The 18979-nt window shown below is 74.2% G+C and carries 15 protein-coding genes; 13 read left to right on the top strand and 2 right to left on the bottom strand.

Annotated features, from left to right (window positions below):
• The first annotated feature begins 59 nt into the window (after positions 1-59).
• Entirely contained in the window at positions 60-1064 is a 1005-nt protein-coding gene (locus TK50_RS17230; protein WP_043965018.1) for a glycine betaine ABC transporter substrate-binding protein, read from the top strand.
• A gap of 95 nt (positions 1065-1159) precedes the next feature.
• Positions 1160-2989, top strand: a complete 1830-nt coding sequence (locus TK50_RS35455; protein WP_144420318.1) for a hypothetical protein — start codon at positions 1160-1162, stop codon at positions 2987-2989.
• A 35-nt stretch (positions 2990-3024) separates the two neighbouring features.
• On the opposite strand, the gene TK50_RS17240 is transcribed toward TK50_RS35455, so the two are convergent.
• Positions 3025-4194: an NADH-quinone oxidoreductase subunit D gene (locus TK50_RS17240; RefSeq protein ID WP_199486087.1), complete on the bottom strand. Its 1170-nt coding sequence runs from the start codon at positions 4192-4194 to the stop codon at positions 3025-3027.
• Entirely contained in the window at positions 4191-5282 is a 1092-nt protein-coding gene (locus TK50_RS17245; RefSeq protein WP_043965022.1) for an SAM-dependent methyltransferase, read from the bottom strand. Before TK50_RS17245 ends, TK50_RS17240 begins: the two co-directional genes overlap by 4 nt.
• A gap of 46 nt (positions 5283-5328) precedes the next feature.
• On the opposite strand from TK50_RS17245, the gene TK50_RS17250 reads away from it, so the two are divergent.
• From TK50_RS17250 to TK50_RS17300, 11 genes are all read left to right on the top strand, one after another.
• A complete protein-coding gene (locus TK50_RS17250; RefSeq protein ID WP_043965024.1) occupies positions 5329-6606 on the top strand; it encodes a phytase in 1278 nt (425 codons plus the stop codon).
• A 147-nt stretch (positions 6607-6753) separates the two neighbouring features.
• On the top strand, positions 6754-7722 hold the full coding sequence (locus TK50_RS17255) for a Rossmann-like and DUF2520 domain-containing protein (RefSeq protein WP_043965025.1): 969 nt from the start codon (positions 6754-6756) through the stop codon (positions 7720-7722).
• Positions 7719-8567, top strand: a complete 849-nt coding sequence (panC, locus tag TK50_RS17260; RefSeq protein ID WP_043965027.1) for a pantoate--beta-alanine ligase — start codon at positions 7719-7721, stop codon at positions 8565-8567. Before TK50_RS17255 ends, panC begins: the two co-directional genes overlap by 4 nt.
• A 36-nt stretch (positions 8568-8603) precedes the next feature.
• Positions 8604-9029, top strand: a complete 426-nt coding sequence (gene panD / locus TK50_RS17265; protein WP_043965029.1) for an aspartate 1-decarboxylase — start codon at positions 8604-8606, stop codon at positions 9027-9029.
• 158 nt (positions 9030-9187) lie between these two features.
• Positions 9188-10084 (top strand): septum formation family protein, encoded by an 897-nt coding sequence (locus TK50_RS17270; protein ID WP_043965031.1) that lies wholly within the window; start codon positions 9188-9190, stop codon positions 10082-10084.
• 137 nt (positions 10085-10221) lie between these two features.
• A complete protein-coding gene (locus tag TK50_RS17275) occupies positions 10222-11919 on the top strand; it encodes an L-aspartate oxidase (RefSeq protein ID WP_043965033.1) in 1698 nt (565 codons plus the stop codon).
• Complete coding sequence (nadC, locus tag TK50_RS17280; protein ID WP_043965035.1) at positions 11916-12860, top strand: carboxylating nicotinate-nucleotide diphosphorylase; 945 nt, start codon at positions 11916-11918, stop codon at positions 12858-12860. The genes TK50_RS17275 and nadC overlap by 4 nt, the downstream gene beginning before the upstream one ends.
• 25 nt (positions 12861-12885) lie before the next feature.
• A complete protein-coding gene (locus TK50_RS17285; protein ID WP_043965037.1) occupies positions 12886-13644 on the top strand; it encodes a type III pantothenate kinase in 759 nt (252 codons plus the stop codon).
• Between the two features lie 204 nt (positions 13645-13848).
• Entirely contained in the window at positions 13849-15357 is a 1509-nt protein-coding gene (gene lysS / locus TK50_RS17290) for a lysine--tRNA ligase (protein ID WP_043965039.1), read from the top strand.
• Between the two features lie 114 nt (positions 15358-15471).
• The gene (locus TK50_RS17295) at positions 15472-15816 is read left to right on the top strand and encodes a histone-like nucleoid-structuring protein Lsr2 (protein WP_198956599.1); all 345 of its coding nucleotides are present in this window, start codon (positions 15472-15474) and stop codon (positions 15814-15816) included.
• A gap of 542 nt (positions 15817-16358) precedes the next feature.
• Positions 16359-18878 (top strand): ATP-dependent Clp protease ATP-binding subunit, encoded by a 2520-nt coding sequence (locus TK50_RS17300; protein ID WP_043965043.1) that lies wholly within the window; start codon positions 16359-16361, stop codon positions 18876-18878.
• Positions 18879-18979 lie beyond the last annotated feature (101 nt).

The following is an 18979-nucleotide window of genomic DNA, read 5'->3' on the forward strand; positions in this document are numbered from 1 at the left end:
CGTCCGTCGGACACGCGGCCGGCCCGGAGGGTCGCGCCGGGACACGGAAGGCGGGCTTGATGCGCGCACGTACACGGCTGGCCATCGGCGCGGTCGGCGCCCTCGCGGCGGCCGGTTTCCTCACCGGCTGCGGCGACGCCGGCTCCTCCGGCACCGAGGCCCCGCAGCAGGGGGCGTCGGGGGCGGGGTGCGCCCCGGTGGCCGGTGACCAGCTCGTCGTCCTCGCCGACGACAAGAAGCTCCAGAACACCGACAACGTCATCCCGGCGGTCAACGCCAAGGCGGCCACCCCGGAGCTGCTCGCGGCGCTGGACAAGGTCTCGGCCGCGCTGGACACGCCGAAGCTGATCGCGCTCAACAAGGCCGTCGACGTCGACCGCAAGACCAGCAAGGTCGCCGCCGAGGAGTTCGTCACGGCCAACAACGTCACCCAGGGCATCGCCAAGGGGTCGGGCGGCACGATCGTCGTCGGCGCCGGCAACTTCACCGAGAGCCAGACCATCGCCGAGCTGTACCGCATCGCGCTCACCGCCGCCGGCTACCAGGTCAAGGTGCAGCAGATCGGCAACCGGGAGCTCTACGAGCCGGCCCTGGAGAAGGGCGAGATCCAGGTCGTCCCCGAGTACGCGGCGACCATGGCCGAGTTCCTCAACACGAAGGCCAACGGCAAGGACGCCCAGCCGGTCTCCTCGCCGGAGCTGGACAAGACCGTCGCCGCCCTCAAGGCCGCCGGCGAGAAGGCCGGCATCGCCTTCGGCACGCCGTCCGCCGCCCAGGACCAGAACGCGTTCGCCGTCACCAAGGCGTTCGCCGACAAGTACGGGGTGAGCACGCTGTCCGAGCTGGCGGCGAAGTGCTCCGGCAGCGCGACCGTGCTGGCCGGCCCGCCGGAGTGCCCGCAGCGCCCGAAGTGCCAGGCGGGCCTGGTGGAGGTCTACGACTTCAAGGCCGGCTCGTTCAGCTCGCTGGACGCGGGCGGTCCGCAGACCAAGAACGCCCTGAAGACGGGGAGCGCCAGCGTCGGCCTCGTCTTCTCGTCCGACGGGGCGCTCGCGGCCAGCTGACCCGCCCACCGGTCGCCGGTGTCCCCACCGGGCCCCGGCGACCGGTGCTGGCAGGGCGTTCCCAGTAGGCGGAACTCTCGGTAGGCTGCACATCCATGCCCGCCCCGGTTGCCGCCACCGACAGGCGTGATCCCCGACTGCTGTCCGTGCTGTTCTGGATCGGCGTGGCGCTGGCCCCCGTCGCGGCGCTGATCCTGCTGGTCGCCGACGGCAACGGCCCGCTGCGGTTCGCCGCCGTGCTGGCGATCGTCGCCGTGGTGCTGATCGGCCTGTCGATCGCGCTGCGCGCCGACGGCGACGGCGGGCACGGCGAGGCCGAGGAGCTGCGGGACGAGATCGACCAGCTGGGCCGGGAGCTGCGCGGCGAGATCGCGGCCGCCGCCCAGCGCGGCAACCAGGCGCTCGATGCGTCCCAGCGGGCCCAGGAACAGGTCGGCGCGCTGCGTCGCCGGCTGGACGCCGCGGCGGCCGGGATCGCCGCCGACCCCGAGCCGCCGGCTGTGCAGTGGGCGGGCACGCAGCCGGCGGGTGCGGGCCGGGCCCGGGTCGCGCCCGCCGAGACGTACGCCGACGCCGGCCCGCCCGGCGACGCCGAGGCGGCCCCGGCGGGCCTGTTCCGTGCGCCCGCCCTCCCGGACGACGCGTCCCCCGGCCACCGCCCCCGGCCGACCCCACGCCACGGCGCGGACGGCCCGCCCCGACCGGGTGTCTACGGCGGCGACCGTCCGGCCCAGCCGGGCGTCTACGGCGCGTCGGCCCGCCCGGCCGAGCCGGGCATACGGGTGCCGCAGCCGGCCTCCCCCGACCCCGCCCCGGCCCCGCGCCCGGTCGGCATGGTCCGGCACACGGAGACCGTGCACGTCACCACCCGGCACACCGTCGTCGACGGGCCGGACCCGGCAACGGGCGGCTACGGCGGCTACGGCGGCGAGCGCTGGTCACCGGCTCCCGGAGGTTACGGCGACGGGTGGTCCCCGGCTGCGGACGACCGGTGGTCACCGCCTTCCCCGGAGCGGTCGTGGGCCGGCGGCCGACGACCGGCGACCGGCGAACCGGAGGGCCGGTCGTGGGCCGGGCACGCCGACCCGGCCGCCCACGTGCGGGGCGCCGACGCCCACCGGGACCCTGCCCAGGTCGACCCGGAGCCGTTCGACGACCGCGCCTGGGCGCGGCAGCCGCCCTCCCGGGACGAGCCGGCCCACGCCCCCCGCCCCCAGGCTTGGAGCGCGCCCGTGCAGCCGGAGGCGCGGGGCGTCTACGGCGGTGTGCCGGCCGGCGGCGGCGCGGCGGGTCGGTACGAGGTGGACCGCGCCCCCGCGTCCCCGCCCGCGCCCGCCGCCTCGGGCCAGTGGTCCGAGGCGGAGGCCGGCGACCGGTGGGCGGAGGTACGCGACGACGACCGGGGCCGGGAGGTCCGGGTCGGTGAGCGCCGGGCCACGGCGCACGCCGACGCGACCGGCAGCGGATACCGGGTGGAGGACCGCTGGGCGGCGGTCCGGCAGGGCGACCCCCACCCGGAGGGAGGCCCGGTGGACCGCTGGTGGGACGCCGCCGCTGCCGGACCGGGGACCGACCGGTCGGGCGGTTGGCCGGACGCGGACCGCAGCGGCGCGGGCCCGGACGGTCGGCCCGGCCGCGCGGAGCCGGGCAGCGGCACGGACTGGGACCGCGGGACGTGGTCGGAGCCGGCCTCCCCGGCGCTGCCGGCGGGCGGCGTGCCGGTGCCGGCGCAGTGGCGGCCGCCGGCCCCACGCGAGGCACCGTCGGCGGAGCAGTGGGGCGCGGCGGAGCAGTGGGGCGCGGCGGAACCCGAGCCGGCCCGGCCCAGCCGGCACCAGCGCGCCGACGGGCAGCGGTACGGGTATCCGCCCCGCGACGAGACGCCCCGCGCCGGCGCTGCCCGCCCGGCCGACCACTGGCGCTGACCGGCGGCACGGGCCGGTCAGGACCGGGCGACCCGTTACTTGTCGATGTCTCCCACCACGAAGAACATCGAGCCGAGGATCGCGATCAGGTCCGGCACCAGGCACCCCGGCAGCAGGGTGGCCAGCGCCTGCACGTTCGCGTACGACGCGGTGCGCAGCTTCAGCCGCCACGGCGTCTTCTCGCCCCGCGACACCAGGTAGTAGCCGTTGATGCCGAGCGGGTTCTCCGTCCACGCGTACGTGTGCCCCTCGGGGGCCTTCACCACCTTCGGCAGCCGGGTGTTCACCGGCCCGGTGAGCCGGTCCACCCGCTCCAGGCACCGCTCGGCGAGGTCGAGCGAGACGTACACTTGGTCGAGCAGCACCTCGAACCGGGCGTGGCAGTCCCCGGCGGTCTTCGTCACCACCGGCACGTCGAGCTGGTCGTAGGCCAGGTACGGCTCGTCGCGGCGCAGGTCCAGGTCGAGCCCGGAGGCGCGGGCGACGGGCCCGGACGCGCCGAACGCGGCGGCGTCGGCGGCCGACAGCACGCCCACCCCGACGGTGCGGGCCAGGAAGATCTCGTTGCGCCGGATCAGGTTGTCCAGGTCCGGCAGGCGGCGGCGCACCTCGCCGATGGCGGCGCGGGCCCGGCCGGTCCAGCCCGCCGGCACCTCCTCCTTGAGCCCGCCGACCCGGTTGAACATGTAGTGGATCCGGCCGCCGGAGACCTCCTCCATGACCGCCTGGATGGTCTCCCGCTCCCGGAACGCGTAGAAGACCGGGGTGATCGCGCCGATCTCCAGCGGGTAGGACCCGAGGAACATCAGGTGGTTGAGCACCCGGTTCAGCTCGGCCAGGGCCATCCGCAGCCAGGTGGCCCGCTCGGGCACCTCCATGCCCATGAGCCGCTCGACGGCGAGCACCACGCCCAGCTCGTTGGAGAACGCCGACAGCCAGTCGTGCCGGTTGGCGAGCACGATGATCTGCCGGTAGTCGCGCACCTCGAACAGCTTCTCCGCGCCCCGGTGCATGTACCCGACGATCGGTTCGGCGGCGACCACCCGTTCCCCGTCGAGCACCAGCCTGAGCCGCAGCACACCGTGCGTGGAGGGGTGCTGCGGGCCGATGTTGAGCACCATGTCGGTGCCGAGCTGCTCGCCGCCGGCCCCGGTGCCGACGGTCAGCTCGCGCAGGTCACCGGTGTCCGTGGTCATGCCCGTCATCGTGCCATGAGCGCATCGACGGCGACGCCGACCGGCTGGAGCAGCCACCAGTGCCCGCCGAGCCCGGCCGGGTCGGTCAGCTCGGCCACCGCCGACGCGGCGGCGAGCGCCCGCACGTAGCCGGCCGGGTCGGTGCCGGCCAGGCTCAGCGGCGGTCGCCCGCCGTCGGCCCCGAGCGCCCGCAGCGCCTCCCGCTGCGACACCAGGGTGTACGCGCACCCGGCGACCCGCTCACCGGCGGCGGCGACGGAATCCATGGCCACGTGGGCGGTGACGTCGCACGACCCGTCCGGCACCGGCGGCACCTGCCGCCCGCCCCGGTATCCGGTCAGCGTCCCGCCCACCGGCCGCGCCTGACGCAGGTGCCCGTAGTCCACGCCCAGCGCCACTCCCCGCCGCAGGCGCCCCACGACCCCGGCCCAGGCCAGATCCCGCCCCCGCCCCACCTCAACCCGCCCCCCGTACTCGGTGATCAAGAGGTTTGCGTCAGGTTCGGGCCCTTCCGCTGACGCAAACCTCTTGATCACCGGGCCTGGGGTGGGGGTGGGGGTGGGGTGCCAGTGGGTCAGCCAGGTGTGGTCCTCATCGGTCAGTGGGGGGCCTGGGGTTTCCTCGCCCGTGCTCGGGTTCACCAGTTGGTAGCGCCAGCCGGTTTCGGTGGGGACGGCCACGTCGACGGGGACGTTGTCCAGCCATTCGGTGGCCAACAGCAGGCCGGTGATTCCCGTCGGGGTCTCGGTCGTCCAGCCGATGGCCGGAGGCAGGTCCGGCGGGCGGGGGGCCAGTTCCACGGCCGTGAGGCGCAGGCGGCTGCTGAGGGACCCGGCAGCCTCGTCGGCCAGGGTGGCCAGGGCGCGCAGCAGCTCGCCCCGGCCGGCGCCCACGTCCACGATGTCGAACGGCGTGGGGAACCCGAGGGCGGCGTCGAGCCGTGAGACGAGCCGGAACACCGCCGCCGCGAACGCCGGGGAGGCGTGCACGCTCGTGCGGAAGTGACCAGCCGGGCCCGCCCCGGCGACGAAGAAGCCCGTCGGCCCGTACAGGGCGCGGTCCATCGCGTCCCGCCAGCGCAGCGCCGTGGAGTTCATCCCGCGTTCAGGGTCCGTCACCGTGCCGACCCTACGGTCTGCGGGCATGAGACGAATCGCGATCCCCGCGCTGGTGGCCGTACCGCTGCTGCTGGCCGCCTCCGGTGCCGCCGCCGCCCCCGCCCGGGACGACGCGCTGCGCGCGGTGCGGGCGGTGGCCGAGACCCCCAGCCTGTACGACGACGAAGCCGGCGGCGACGCCGACGCCGACGACCCCGCGATCTGGGTGCACCCGACCGACCGGGCCGGCAGCCTCGTGATCGCCACCGCCAAGAACGGCGGCCTGCGGGTCTACGACCTGGCCGCCCGCGAGCGGCAGGCGATCGCCACCCCGCCCGCCCCGGGCCCCGACGACGAGTCCGGCCGGTTCAACAACGTCGACCTGGTGGCCGGGTTCCGGCTCGCCGGGCAGCGGGTCGACCTGGCGGTGGTCACCGACCGGGGGCGCGACCAGCTCCGGTTCTACCGGATCGACCCGGCCACCCGGCTGCTCACCGACGTGACCGCGCCGGGCGTGCCGTACGCGTTCAGCCGGGACCAGGCCGAGGTCGACGAGCAGCGCACCGCGTACGGGCTGGGCACCTACGTCGACCCGGCCGGTGCCGCGTACGCGGTGGTGAGCCGGCGCAGCACCCCGGAGGTGGGGGTGTTCCGGCTGGTCGAGCGCGCCGGGCGGGTCACCTACCGGCCGGTGGACCGGCTGACGCTGCCGTCGGCGTTCACCCTGCCCGACGGCACCGCCTGGTCGCCGTGCACCGACCCGGGCGACGGCCCGCAGGTGGAGGGGACCGTGGTGGACCCGGACACCGGCGTGGTGCACCTGGCGCAGGAGAAGGTGGGCCTGTGGCGGACCCGGCTCGCGGGCGGCCGGTTCGCCGGGGCTCCGAAGCTGGTCGAGCGGGTCCGCGAGTACGGCGTGCCGGCGGCGTTCGACCCGGCGGAGGACGACTGCGTGACCGACTACCCGGCCGACCCCGGGTTCGGCGGTCGGATCGCGCAGGACGTGGAGGGGTTGACGATCTACCGGACGGGCCGCCTGACCGGCACCCTGGTCGTCTCCGCGCAGGGCGACGACACGTTCCACACGTACGACCGGCGCACCGGCCGCCCGACGGGCCGCTTCGCGGTGGTCGACGGCGCGGTGGACGGCTCGCAGGAGTGCGACGGCGCGGCGGTGACCGCGACCCCGCTGCCGGGCTTCCCCGGCGGGCTGCTGGTGGTGCACGACGGCCGGAACACCCCGGAGACCCCGGGCGGGGACGGCGAGGCACGCCCGGACACCGACTTCAAGTTCGTCGACGCCGGCTTCCTGCGCGGCCGGTGACCGTGGCCGGGCCGGGCCGCCGTGGCACCCTGCGGCGGCCCGGCCCGCGCCGGCGGTGAAGGTTTTCACACCTTCTTGTTGCGACCTCTTCACCGCGGCGCATACTTGCCATCGACCGGTACCCCCTTCGAGGACTGGATCGTTGCCATGAGCGCACCGCTGCGCCCGCGTCCGGCTGCCCCCGCGCGGGCCGTCGCACCCTCGGGCGGCGCCACACTCTCCTTTCCCCGCGTGCTGACCGTCGGCGTCCTCGGCGCCGGCCGGGTCGGCGCCGTGCTGGGCGCGGCGCTCGCCGCCGCCGGGCACCGGGTGGTCGCCGCCTCCGGCGTCTCCGGGGCGACCAAGGCCCGCATCGCCCTGCTGCTGCCCGACGCCGCCAACCGTTCCGCCACCTCCGTGGCCCGTGCCGCGACCGACCTGCTGCTGGTCGCCGTGCCCGACGACGAGCTCGCGGCGGTGGTGGCCGGCCTCGCCGAGACCGGGGCGCTGCGCCCCGGCCAGGTGGTCGCGCACACCTCGGGCGCGCACGGGCTGGGCATCCTCGCCCCCGCCGCCGCCGTCGGGGCCCGCCCGCTGGCCCTGCACCCGGCGATGACCTTCACCGGTACGCCCGACGATCTCGGCCGGCTCGCCGGCATCTCGTACGGCGTGACCGCGCCGGCCGAGCTGCGCCCGCTGGCCGCCCGGCTGGTGGCCGACCTCGGCGGGGTGCCCGAGTGGGTGGGGGAGGCCGACCGCCCGCTCTACCACGCGGCGCTGGCGCACGGCGCCAACCACCTGGTGACCCTGGTCAACGAGGCGGCCGACCGGCTGCGCGACGCCGGGGTGGGCCAGCCGGAGAAGGTGCTCGCCCCGCTGCTGCGGGCGGCGCTGGAGAACGCCCTGCGCCTCGGCGACGACGCGCTGACCGGCCCGGTGTCCCGGGGCGACGCCGGCACCGTACGCCGGCACCTGGAGCGGCTGGCGGCGACCGCGCCCGAGTCGGTCGCGGCCTACCTGGCCCTGGCCCGGCGCACGGCGGACCGGGCCATCGCGTCGGGCCGGCTGCGCCCGGCGGACGCCGCGCCGCTGCTCGACGTGCTCGGCGGGACCCGACGAGAGGTGAGGCACGCATGACGGAGCTGGTGCGGACCCGCGCGGAGCTGGCGAAGGCGCGCGCCGCCCTGACCGGCACCGTCGGCGTGGTGATGACCATGGGCGCGCTGCACGCCGGCCACGAGACGCTGCTGCGCGCCGCCCGGGAGCGGGCCGACCACGTGCTGGTGACGATCTTCGTGAACCCGCTCCAGTTCGGGCCGAACGAGGACTTCGACCGCTACCCGCGCACCCTGGAGGCGGACCTGGAGGTCTGCCGGCGGGCCGGTGCCGACGTGGTCTTCGCGCCGGACCGGGGCGAGGTGTACCCGGACGGCGAGCCCCTCGTGCGGGTGGACCCGGGTCGGCTCGCCGACGACCTGGAGGGCCTGAGCCGGCCCGGCTTCTTCCACGGGGTGCTCACCGTGGTGCTGAAGCTGTTCCACCTCACCCGCCCCGACCTGGCGTTCTTCGGCGAGAAGGACTACCAGCAGCTCACCCTGGTGCGGCGGATGGCCCGGGACTTCGACGTGCCCGTCGAGGTGGTCGGCGTGCCGACCGTGCGGGAGCCGGACGGGCTGGCCCTGTCCAGCCGTAACCGCTACCTCTCGCCCCCCGAGCGGGAGGCCGCGCTGACCCTGTCCGCCGCGCTGCGGGCCGGCGCGGCGGCAGCCGACCGGGGCGAGCCCGGCGGCGAGGTGCTGGCCGCCGTGCACCGGGCGCTGGGCGACGGCCCGCCCGGGGTCGAGGTCGACTACGTGGCGCTCACCGACGCCGACCTGGAACCCGGGCCGCCCCCCGGGCCGGCCCGGCTGCTGATCGCGGCCAGGGTCGGCACCACCCGCCTGATCGACAACGTGGCGATCCGGCTCGCCCCCCGACCCTGACCCGTCCTCCCGCCCCGCGAAAGGCAAGGCACCCCGATGTTCCGCACCATGCTCAAGTCGAAGATCCACCGGGCCACGGTGACCCAGGCCGACCTGCACTACGTGGGCTCGGTGACCGTGGACGAGGACCTGCTCGACGCGGCCGACCTGCTCCCCGGCGAGCAGGTGGCGATCGTGGACGTCACCAACGGCGCCCGGCTGGAGACGTACGTGATCCCCGGCGAGCGGGGCAGCGGCGTGATCGGCATCAACGGCGCCGCCGCCCACCTCGTGCACCCGGGCGACCTGGTCATCCTGATCTCGTACGGGCAGTTCGACGACGCCGAGGCGCGGGCGTACCGGCCCCGGGTGGTGCACGTCGACGCCGCGAACCGGGTGGTCGAGCTGGGCGCCGACCCGGCCGCGGCCGCCCCGGGCACCGCCGGCGACCCGGTCCCGAGCCCGCTGGCCGTCGTCGGCTGACCCGGGCCGCCCCGGCCGGATCCCCGCCGCCCGCGCCGCCGGGCGTCCGGGTCGACCCCCGCAGTCGACGCGGATGTCTGCCCGTACGCGGTATGTCACCGATGGTCATCCCTGGATACTCTTGGGTCCCGTCGCGAGCTGGTGGTTGGGGAGGCCCGATGCGTCGTGCGTTGACGAGCGTGTGCGCCGCCCTGGTCACGGCGGTCGTGCTGGCCGGCTGTGGGGGCCAGGCGGGCCTCGACGGCGACCTCACCGACGACTGGGCCGCCCCGGGGCCGGCGGGCCCGTTCACCCCGGCCGCCGAGGTCTGCCAGGTGGCCGACTTCGTCGACGTGCTGCCCCTGTCGGCGTACGCGCCGGTCGACTGCGCGCTGCCGCACCGGGTGGAGACCGTGCACGTCGGCGCGTTCCCGGCCGACCGGGCCGCCCCGCCCGGCAGCGGCTCGCCCGAGCTGCGCGCCCCGTTCGCCGACTGCGACACGAAGGCCACCGCGTACGTGGGGGACGACTGGCGGGCCGGCCGGCTCCGGCTGGCCGTGGCGGTGCCGTCGAAGACGGGCTGGACGTCCGGGGCCCGCTGGTACCGCTGCGACCTGACCGAGGTCAGCACCGCCGAGGCGGGCGCGACGCCGGTCACCCGCACCGGCAGCCTGCGGGATGCCCTGAAGGGTCCCTCCCCGCTGCGGCTGGGCTGCCAGCGCAGCGACAACGTCGGGCGGCGCGGCGCGCAGGTGCTGAAGCCGGTGGAGTGCGCCACCCGGCACGACGCCGAGTTCGTCGGGGTGTGGAAGGCGCCGGACAAGCCGTACCCGGCCCGGGACGCCGACTGGCTGCCCTTCTACACCGGCTGCCGCACCGTCCTGGCCCGGTACGCGGGGGTGCCGGACGACGACGACCTGCGCTACCGCAGCGGCCTGGTGGTGCGCCCGCCGGGCGCGGGGCGCTGGCGGGTCGGCGACCGGGGGGTCCGCTGCTACCTGTGGCTCAGCGACCGCACGGTGACCGCCTCCCTGAAGGGCGCGGGCCCGGCCGGCCTCCCAATCCGGACGAAGTGACCGCCGCCCCGTCGGCCGGGCGCGGCGACGCCCCCCGCCCGACCCGGACGCAGGGCACGCCGGCCGCCCGGGGTAGCCCAAACCACTCGTCCCGCCCCCGCCGCCCGAGGTGAACGGCGTTCGGGTTGACTGTGCTCATGGACCTACCGACCGTCGACCTGCCCGTCCTGCCGACGATGCTGGCCGCGCCCGCGCCCGGTTGGGTGGAGACCACCGACGTGATCGTGGTCGGCTCCGGGGTGGCCGGGCTGACCGCCGCGCTGCACCTGCGCGAGGCCGGCCTGCACGTCACCGTGGTCACCAAGGTCAACATCGACGACGGCTCGACCCGCTGGGCCCAGGGCGGCATCGCCGCCGTGCTCGACCCGGCGGACACCCCGGCCGCGCACGCCTTCGACACCGAGGTCGCCGGGGTCGGGCTGTGCGACCCCGCCGCCGTGCGGGTGCTGGTGGAGGAGGGGCCGACCCGGCTGCGGGAGCTGATGCGCATCGGCGCGGAGTTCGACCGCCACCCCGACGGCTCGCTCATGCTCACCCGGGAGGGCGGGCACCGGGCCGACCGGATCGTGCACGCCGGCGGGGACGCCACCGGCGCGGAGGTGCAGCGGGCCCTGCACGCGGCGGTCCAACGCGACCCGTGGATCCGGCTGGTCGAACACGCCCTCGTGCTCGACCTGCTGCGCGCCCCCGGCGACGGGCCCGGCGGGCTCGGCCCGGCCTGCGGGATCACCCTGCACGTGCTCGGCGAGGGCAGCGAGGACGGCGTCGGCGCGCTGCTGGCCCGCGCGGTGGTGCTCGCCACCGGCGGGATGGGGCAGGTCTTCTCCGCCACCACCAATCCGGCCGTCTCCACCGGCGACGGCGTGGCGCTGGCCATGCGGGCCGGCGCGGCGGTCACCGACGTGGAGTTCGTCCAGTTCCACCCCACGGCGCTGATCACCCCGGCCGGCGCCGGCGTGCCGGGGGCCGGCCGGGCGCAGCAGCCGCTCGTCTCCGAGGCGCTGCGCGGCGAGGGCGCGCACCTCGTCGACGGCGACGGCAAGCGGTTCATGGTCGGCCAGCACGAGCTGGCGGAGCTGGCCCCCCGGGACGTGGTGGCCAAGGGCATCCACCGGGTCATGCTGGCCACCGGCGCCGACCACGTCTACCTCGACGCCCGGCACCTCGGCGGCGACTTCCTGGCCGGGCGCTTCCCGACCATCGTCGCCTCCTGCCTGGCCATCGGCGTCGACCCGGCCACCGACCTGATCCCGGTCGCCCCGGCCGCCCACTACGCCTCGGGCGGCGTCCGCACGGACCTGCGCGGTCGCACCTCCATCCCCGGCCTGTACGCCTGCGGCGAGGTGGCCTGCACGGGCGTGCACGGCGCGAACCGGCTGGCCAGCAACTCGCTGCTGGAGGGGCTGGTGTTCTCCCGCCGGATCGCCGAGGACATCGCCGCCGGCCTGCCCGAGCAGGCCCGGCCCGCCGAGGGCGGCGCGTGGGCCGGCGGGGGCGGCTGGGTGGTGCCCGCCGAGGGGACGCCCGCGCTGCAGCGGGCGATGACCCGGGGCGCCGGGGTGCTGCGCTCGGCGGACACGCTCGCCGCCACCGCCACGGAGCTGGGCGAGCTGGGTTCCGGCCGGGGCACCCCGCGCACCGCCGACTGGGAGGCCACGAACCTGATCACGGTGGCGTCGGCGCTGGTCGCCGCCGCGTACGCCCGCCAGGAGACCCGGGGTTGCCACTGGCGGGAGGACCACCCGACGGCGGACGAGCGGTGGCGGGGCCACCTGGTGGCCGAGGTCGGGGCGCAGGGCAGGCTGACGTCTCGCTGGGAGGCTGGAGAGCGATGAGGGATACGACGGAGCAGGCGCTGCGGGCGGCCGGGCTGGACCCGGCCGAGGTACGGCGGGTGCTCGTCACCGCGTTCGCCGAGGACCTCGGCCCGGACTTCCTCGACGTCACCAGCGTCGCCACGATCCCGGCGACCCAGACCGACACGGCCGACCTGGTCGCCCGCGCCGACGGGGTGGTCGCGGGGCTGGCCGTGGCGGCCGCCGCGTTCGAGCTGGCCGCCGAGGTGACCGGCTTCCCGGCCGGCCCCGGTGCCGGGCCGGCTGCCGGCGCGAAGGCGGGCGGTGGCCGTACCGTCGAGGTGTCGGTCGTGGCCCACGACGGGCAGCGGGTGGCCCGCGGCGACGTGCTGGCGACGGTGGCCGGGCCGACCCGGCTGCTGCTCACCGCCGAGCGCACGGCGCTCAACCTGCTCTGCCGGATGTCCGGGGTGGCCACCCACACCCGGGCCTGGGCGGACGCGCTGGCCGGCACGAAGGCGACCGTGCTGGACACCCGCAAGACCACCCCGGGCCTGCGGGCGCTGGAGAAGTACGCGGTGCGGGCCGGCGGTGGCACCAACAAGCGGATGGGCCTGTACGACGTCGCCATGATCAAGGACAACCACAAGTTCGCGGCCGGCGGTGTCGCGGCGGCCTACCGGCGGGTCCGGGAGGTCTTCCCCGGCGTGGCGGTGCAGGTGGAGGTGGACACCCTCGCCGAGGCGCTGGAGGCCGTGGAGGCGGGCGCCGACTTCCTGCTGCTGGACAACATGACCCCGGCGACGCTGCGCGAGGTGGTGGCCGCGGTGGGGGACCGGGCGGAGCTGGAGGCGACCGGCGGGCTGACCCTCGACGTGGTGGCGGAGTACGGGGCGACCGGCGTGGACTACCTCTCGGTCGGCGCGCTGACGCACTCCTCGCCGATCCTGGACGTCGCGCTGGACCTGCGCCCCCGGTGAACCTCCGCGCGTCTAGGCTGCGTGCGTGCTGCTCTGCATCGACATCGGAAACACCAACACCGTGCTGGCGACCTTCGACGGCGACAAGCTGGTGCACTCCTGGCGGATCAAGACCGACGCCCGCTCCACGGCGGACGAGCTCGGGCTGATGTTCCGGGGGCTGCTCGCCGGTGACGCCGTGGAGATCACCGGGGTGGCCGCCTGCTCGACGGTGCCGGCCGCGCTGCGGTCGCTGCGGACGATGCTCGCCCGCTACTACGCCGACCTGCCGAGCGTCATCGTCGAGCCGGGGGTACGCACCGGCGTGCAACTGGCGATCGACAACCCGAAGGAGGTCGGCTCCGACCGGGTGGTCAACACGCTCGCGGCGTACACGCTGTTCGGCGGGCCGTCGATCGTGGTCGACTTCGGCACCACCACCAACTTCGACGTGATCAGCGGCCGGGGGGAGTTCCTCGGCGGCGCGTTCGCCCCCGGCATCGAGATCTCCTTCGACGCGCTCGCGGCCCGCGCCGCCCAGCTGCGCAAGGTGGAGGCGGCCAAGCCCCGCTCGGTGATCGGCAAGAACACCGTCGAGTGTCTCCAGTCGGGGCTCTACTTCGGCTTCGCCGGGCAGGTCGACCGGATCGTCGAGCGGATGACCGAGGAGCTGGGCGAGGTGCGGGCGGTGATCGCCACCGGGGGGCTGGCGTCGGTGGTGATCGGCGAGTGCCGCACCATCACCCACCACGAGCCGATGATCACTCTCATCGGCCTGCGCATGGTCTACGACCGCAACGTGTGAGGTGCAAGGAAGGGCCCCCTGTCAACGCTTTCGGTAGAGAAGGGCACCCCTCTCACCCCGTACCCGTTGGGGCGGCGGCCGCGCCGAACGACAGGGCTTCGGTGGGGTCGGTCATGGCGGGAGGTTATCCCGTAACGGCCGCCAGAGCCCTTGAGTACGCTCGGCCCTGACCCCGCCGAAACTCCTTAGCTGAGGAAGCGTGCCGTGACCGAGCAGAACGCCGTGCCAGTCGACCCCGCCGACGACCTTCCCGAGCAGATGAAGGTCCGCCGGGAGAAGCGGGACCGGATGCTCGCCGAGGGCGTCGAGCCGTACCCCGTCGGGTTCGCCCGGACCGACACCCTGGCCGAGGTCCGCGCGCGTTACGCCGACCTGCCCACCGACACCGCCACGGGCGACCGGGTCTCGGTCACCGGCCGGGTGATCTTCGTACGGAACACCGGCAAGCTCTGCTTCGCGACGTTGCGGGACGGCGACGGCACCGAACTCCAGGCGATGCTCTCCCTCGACCGGGTCGGGGCGGAGCGGCTGGACGACTGGAAGCGCCTCGTCGACCTGGGCGACCACGTCGGGGTGACCGGCGAGGTGATCACCAGCCGGCGCGGCGAGCTGTCGGTGCTGGCCGAGCAGTGGGCGATCACCGCGAAGGCGCTGCGCCCGCTGCCGGTGGCGCACAAGCCGCTCAGCGAGGAGGCCCGGGTCCGCCAGCGCTACGTCGACCTGATCGTCCGCCCGCAGGCGCGGCAGATGGTGCGTACGCGGGCCGCTGCCGTGCGGAGCCTGCGCGACTGCCTCCACGGGCAGGGCTTCGTCGAGGTGGAGACGCCGATGCTCCAGTTGCTGCACGGCGGTGCGGCGGCCCGGCCATTCGTGACCCACAGCAATGCGTTGAGCACCGATCTGTATCTGCGAATCGCACCGGAACTGTTTCTCAAGCGCGCCGTGGTCGGCGGCGTCGATCGGGTGTTCGAGATCAACCGTAACTTCCGTAATGAGGGCGTCGACTCTTCGCACTCGCCCGAGTTCGCGATGCTGGAGGCCTACGAGGCGTACGGCGACTACGACACGATGGCGTCGCTGACCCGTAATCTGGTGCAGGAGGCCGCGATCGCGGTCGGCGGCTCGACCGTGGTGACGCACGCGGATGGCCGCGAGTTCGATCTGGGCGGCGAGTGGCGCTCCGTGACGCTCTTCGGGGTGCTTTCGGAGGCGCTCGGTGAAGAGGTCACCGTCCGCACCGAGCGGGCCCGCCTCGTCGAGTACGCCGACAAGGTCGGCCTGGCCGTCGACCCGAAGTGGGGGCCGGGCAAGCTCGCCGAGGAGCTGTTCGAGGAACTGGTCGTGCCGGGGCTCCAGGCGCCGACGTTCGTGCGGGACTACCCGGAGGAGACCAGCCCGCTGACCCGGGCCCACCGCAGCGAGCCGGGGCTGGCCGAGAAGTGGGACCTCTACGTCCTCGGGTTCGAGCTGGGCACCGCGTACTCGGAGCTGGTCGACCCGGTCGTGCAGCGGGAGCGGCTCGTCGCCCAGGCCCAGCTCGCGGCGCGCGGCGACGACGAGGCCATGCGGCTCGACGAGGACTTTCTCCGGGCCATGGAGTACGGAATGCCCCCGGCCGGCGGCATGGGAATGGGAATCGACCGGCTGTTGATGGCGCTGACGGGCCTGGGAATTCGGGAAACCATCCTCTTCCCGTTGGTCCGCGCGGAGTAGCCGACCGGCCACACCGCTAGGGGCAGTTACCGCATCCTATTGACGAGGCAAGCATCGGGCGGGTTATTGTGCTCTCAGTTTGCAGGATCACCCTGCTCGAAAGGAATGTGGGACGTGGCCAAGCAGATCATTCACAAGCTGGTCGATGACCTGGACGGCGGGGACGCTGACGAGACCGTCAAGTTCGCGCTCGACGGCGTTCAGTACGAGATCGACCTGTCCGCCACGAACGCCGAGAAATTGCGGGAGGTTTTCTCGCCCTACGTCGCCAACGGCACCAAGGTGGGCCGGGGCGGCGTGGTGGTCGGCGGGCGGGCTGCGCGCGGCCGGGGTGGCGCCACCGCCGACCGTGAGCAGAACAAGGCGATCCGGGCGTGGGCCAAGCGGGAGGGCAAGGAGATCTCCGACCGGGGGCGCATCCCCCAGGAGATCGTCGACGAGTTCCACGCGAAGCGCTGAGCGCCGAGGCGGTCCCGGGTGACCGCCGCAGTCGCCGGGTGCGACAAGGCCCTCGGCGGGACAACCCCGACACGGGCGACACCGACGCCGGACCGGAGCACACCTCCGGGCCGGCGTCGCCGTGTCACCCCCGCCGGGAAGAACCCGCTCCACCGCGGCGTTGTCCACAACCGGTGGAAAACTCGTCCACAGCCTGTGGACAACCGGCCGTCGGCCTGGTCCGCTCGTCGGCCCGGCCGAACCGCCGCCCGACCCGGGTCTCCGGAGGGCGGCTGCGGGCCCGCGGGGAGGCCCGCAGCCGGGTCCCACCGCCCGTCCGAATTTCGCTCTGCGCGTACACGCGGAGACCCCGGAACACGCCCTGAGCGCGGACGGTTGGCTAAAACGACGCGTACCGGACCCCCGCGGAGGACACACGACCTCAGCGGAGTCGGTCCGCGGCGATAGAGTAATGAGGCAAGGACGCCCGTCCCGGACGTCCGCGCACCGGCCCCGCCGAGATCTGACCATCAAGGCGCACGGCACGTGAGGAGCACGAGGGCATGTTCGAGCGGTTCACCGACCGAGCGCGACGGGTTGTCGTCCTGGCCCAGGAAGAGGCCCGGATGCTCAACCACAACTACATCGGTACGGAGCACATCCTGCTGGGCCTGATCCACGAGGGTGAGGGTGTCGCGGCGAAGGCCCTGGAGAGTCTGGGGATCTCGCTGGAGGGTGTGCGTCAGCAGGTCGAGGAGATCATCGGTCAGGGCCAGCAGGCGCCGAGCGGGCACATCCCGTTCACGCCGCGGGCGAAGAAGGTCCTGGAGCTGTCGCTGCGCGAGGCGCTGCAGCTCGGCCACAACTACATCGGCACGGAGCACATCCTGCTCGGCCTGATCCGCGAGGGCGAGGGCGTCGCCGCCCAGGTCCTGGTGAAGCTCGGGGCCGACCTCAACCGGGTCCGCCAGCAGGTGATCCAGCTCCTCTCCGGCTACCAGGGCAAGGAGCCCGCGGCGGCCGGCACGACGACGGGCGAGGCCGCGCCGTCGACCAGCCTGGTGCTGGACCAGTTCGGTCGGAACCTGACCCAGGCTGCCCGCGAGGGCAAGCTCGACCCGGTCATCGGGCGGGAGAAGGAGATCGAGCGGGTCATGCAGGTGCTGTCCCGCCGCACCAAGAACAACCCGGTGCTGATCGGTGAGCCCGGCGTCGGCAAGACCGCCGTCGTGGAGGGCCTGTCCCAGAAGATCATCAAGGGCGAGGTCCCGGAGACGCTGAAGGACAAGCAGCTCTACACCCTCGACCTGGGCGCGCTGGTCGCCGGCTCCCGCTACCGGGGTGACTTCGAGGAGCGCCTGAAGAAGGTGCTCAAGGAGATCCGCACCCGGGGCGACATCATCCTGTTCATCGACGAGATTCACACCCTCGTCGGCGCGGGCGCGGCGGAGGGCGCGATCGACGCGGCGTCGATCCTCAAGCCGATGCTGGCCCGTGGCGAGCTGCAGACCATCGGCGCCACGACGCTCGACGAATACCGCAAGCACCTGGAGAAGGACGCCGCCTTGGAGCGGCGGTTCCAGCCGATCCAGGTGGGTGAGCCGTCCCTGGCGCACACGATCGAGATCCTGAAGGGCCTGCGCGACCGGTACGAGGCGCACCACCGCGTCTCGATCACCGACGCCGCCCTCGTGGCCGCCGCAACTCTGGCCGATAGATACATCTCCGACCGCTTCCTGCCGGACAAGGCGATCGACCTGATCGACGAGGCGGGCGCGCGGATGCGGATCCGCCGGATGACCGCGCCGCCGGACCTGCGGGACTTCGACGAGCGCATCGCGCAGGTGCGCCGCGACAAGGAGTCCGCGATCGACGCGCAGGACTTCGAGCGCGCCGCGCAGCTCCGCGACAAGGAGAAGCAGCTGCTGGGCCAGAAGGCGCAGCGGGAGAAGGAGTGGAAGGCCGGCGACCTCGACGTCGTCAGCGAGGTCGACGACGAGCAGATCGCCGAGGTCCTGGGCAACTGGACCGGCATCCCGGTCTACAAGCTGACCGAGGAGGAGACCTCCCGCCTGCTCCGCATGGAGGACGAGCTGCACAAGCGCGTCATCGGCCAGGAGGACGCGGTCAAGGCCGTCTCGAAGGCCATCCGGCGCACCCGGGCCGGCCTGAAGGACCCGAAGCGCCCATCCGGCTCGTTCATCTTCGCCGGCCCGTCCGGCGTGGGTAAGACCGAGCTGTCCAAGGCGCTCGCGGAGTTCCTGTTCGGCAGCGAGGACGCCCTCATCCAGCTCGACATGTCCGAGTTCCACGACCGGTACACGGTGTCCCGGCTCGTCGGTGCCCCTCCCGGCTACGTCGGGTACGACGAGGGCGGGCAGCTGACCGAGAAGGTGCGGCGTCGGCCGTTCTCCGTGGTCCTCTTCGACGAGATCGAGAAGGCCCACCCGGACGTGTTCAACACTCTCCTCCAGATCCTGGAGGACGGGCGGCTGACCGACGGCCAGGGCCGGATCGTGGACTTCAAGAACACGGTCATCATCCTGACCACCAACCTCGGCACCCGGGACGTCGCCAAGGCCGTGTCGCTGGGCTTCCAGGCGTCGGAGGACTCGGAGTCCAACTACGACCGGATGAAGCAGAAGGTCAACGACGAGCTGAAGCAGCACTTCCGGCCGGAGTTCCTCAACCGGATCGACGACACCATCGTGTTCCACCAGCTGCGGCAGACCGAGATCCTCTCGATCGTGGACATCATGATCGCCCGGATCGAGACCCAGCTGCGCAACAAGGACATGGGGCTGGAGCTGACCGACAACGCCAAGAAGTACCTGGCGAAGAAGGGCTTCGACCCGGTCCTGGGCGCGCGGCCGCTGCGGCGCACGATCCAGCGCGACATCGAGGACAACCTGTCCGAGCGGATCCTGTTCAACGAGTTGACCCCCGGCCAGATCGTCGTGGTCGACTGCGAGGGCGACCCGGAGGACATCGACAAGTCCAAGCTGGTGTTCCGCGGCTCGGACCGACCCGCCGAGGTCCCCGACGCCGTCCCCGCCGAGCTGGGCGGCACCGAGGCCGCCTGAGCCGAGGAGAACGACGACAGAACGGGCGAGGGCCCGGCGGCGAGAGCCGCCGGGCCCTCGCCCGTTCTTCCTGCGGTGGATGCCGGGGATATGGGGGCATC

Origin of the sequence: Micromonospora haikouensis (genome assembly GCF_000876225.1) — a bacterium.
GTDB classification, from domain to species: domain Bacteria; phylum Actinomycetota; class Actinomycetes; order Mycobacteriales; family Micromonosporaceae; genus Micromonospora; species Micromonospora haikouensis.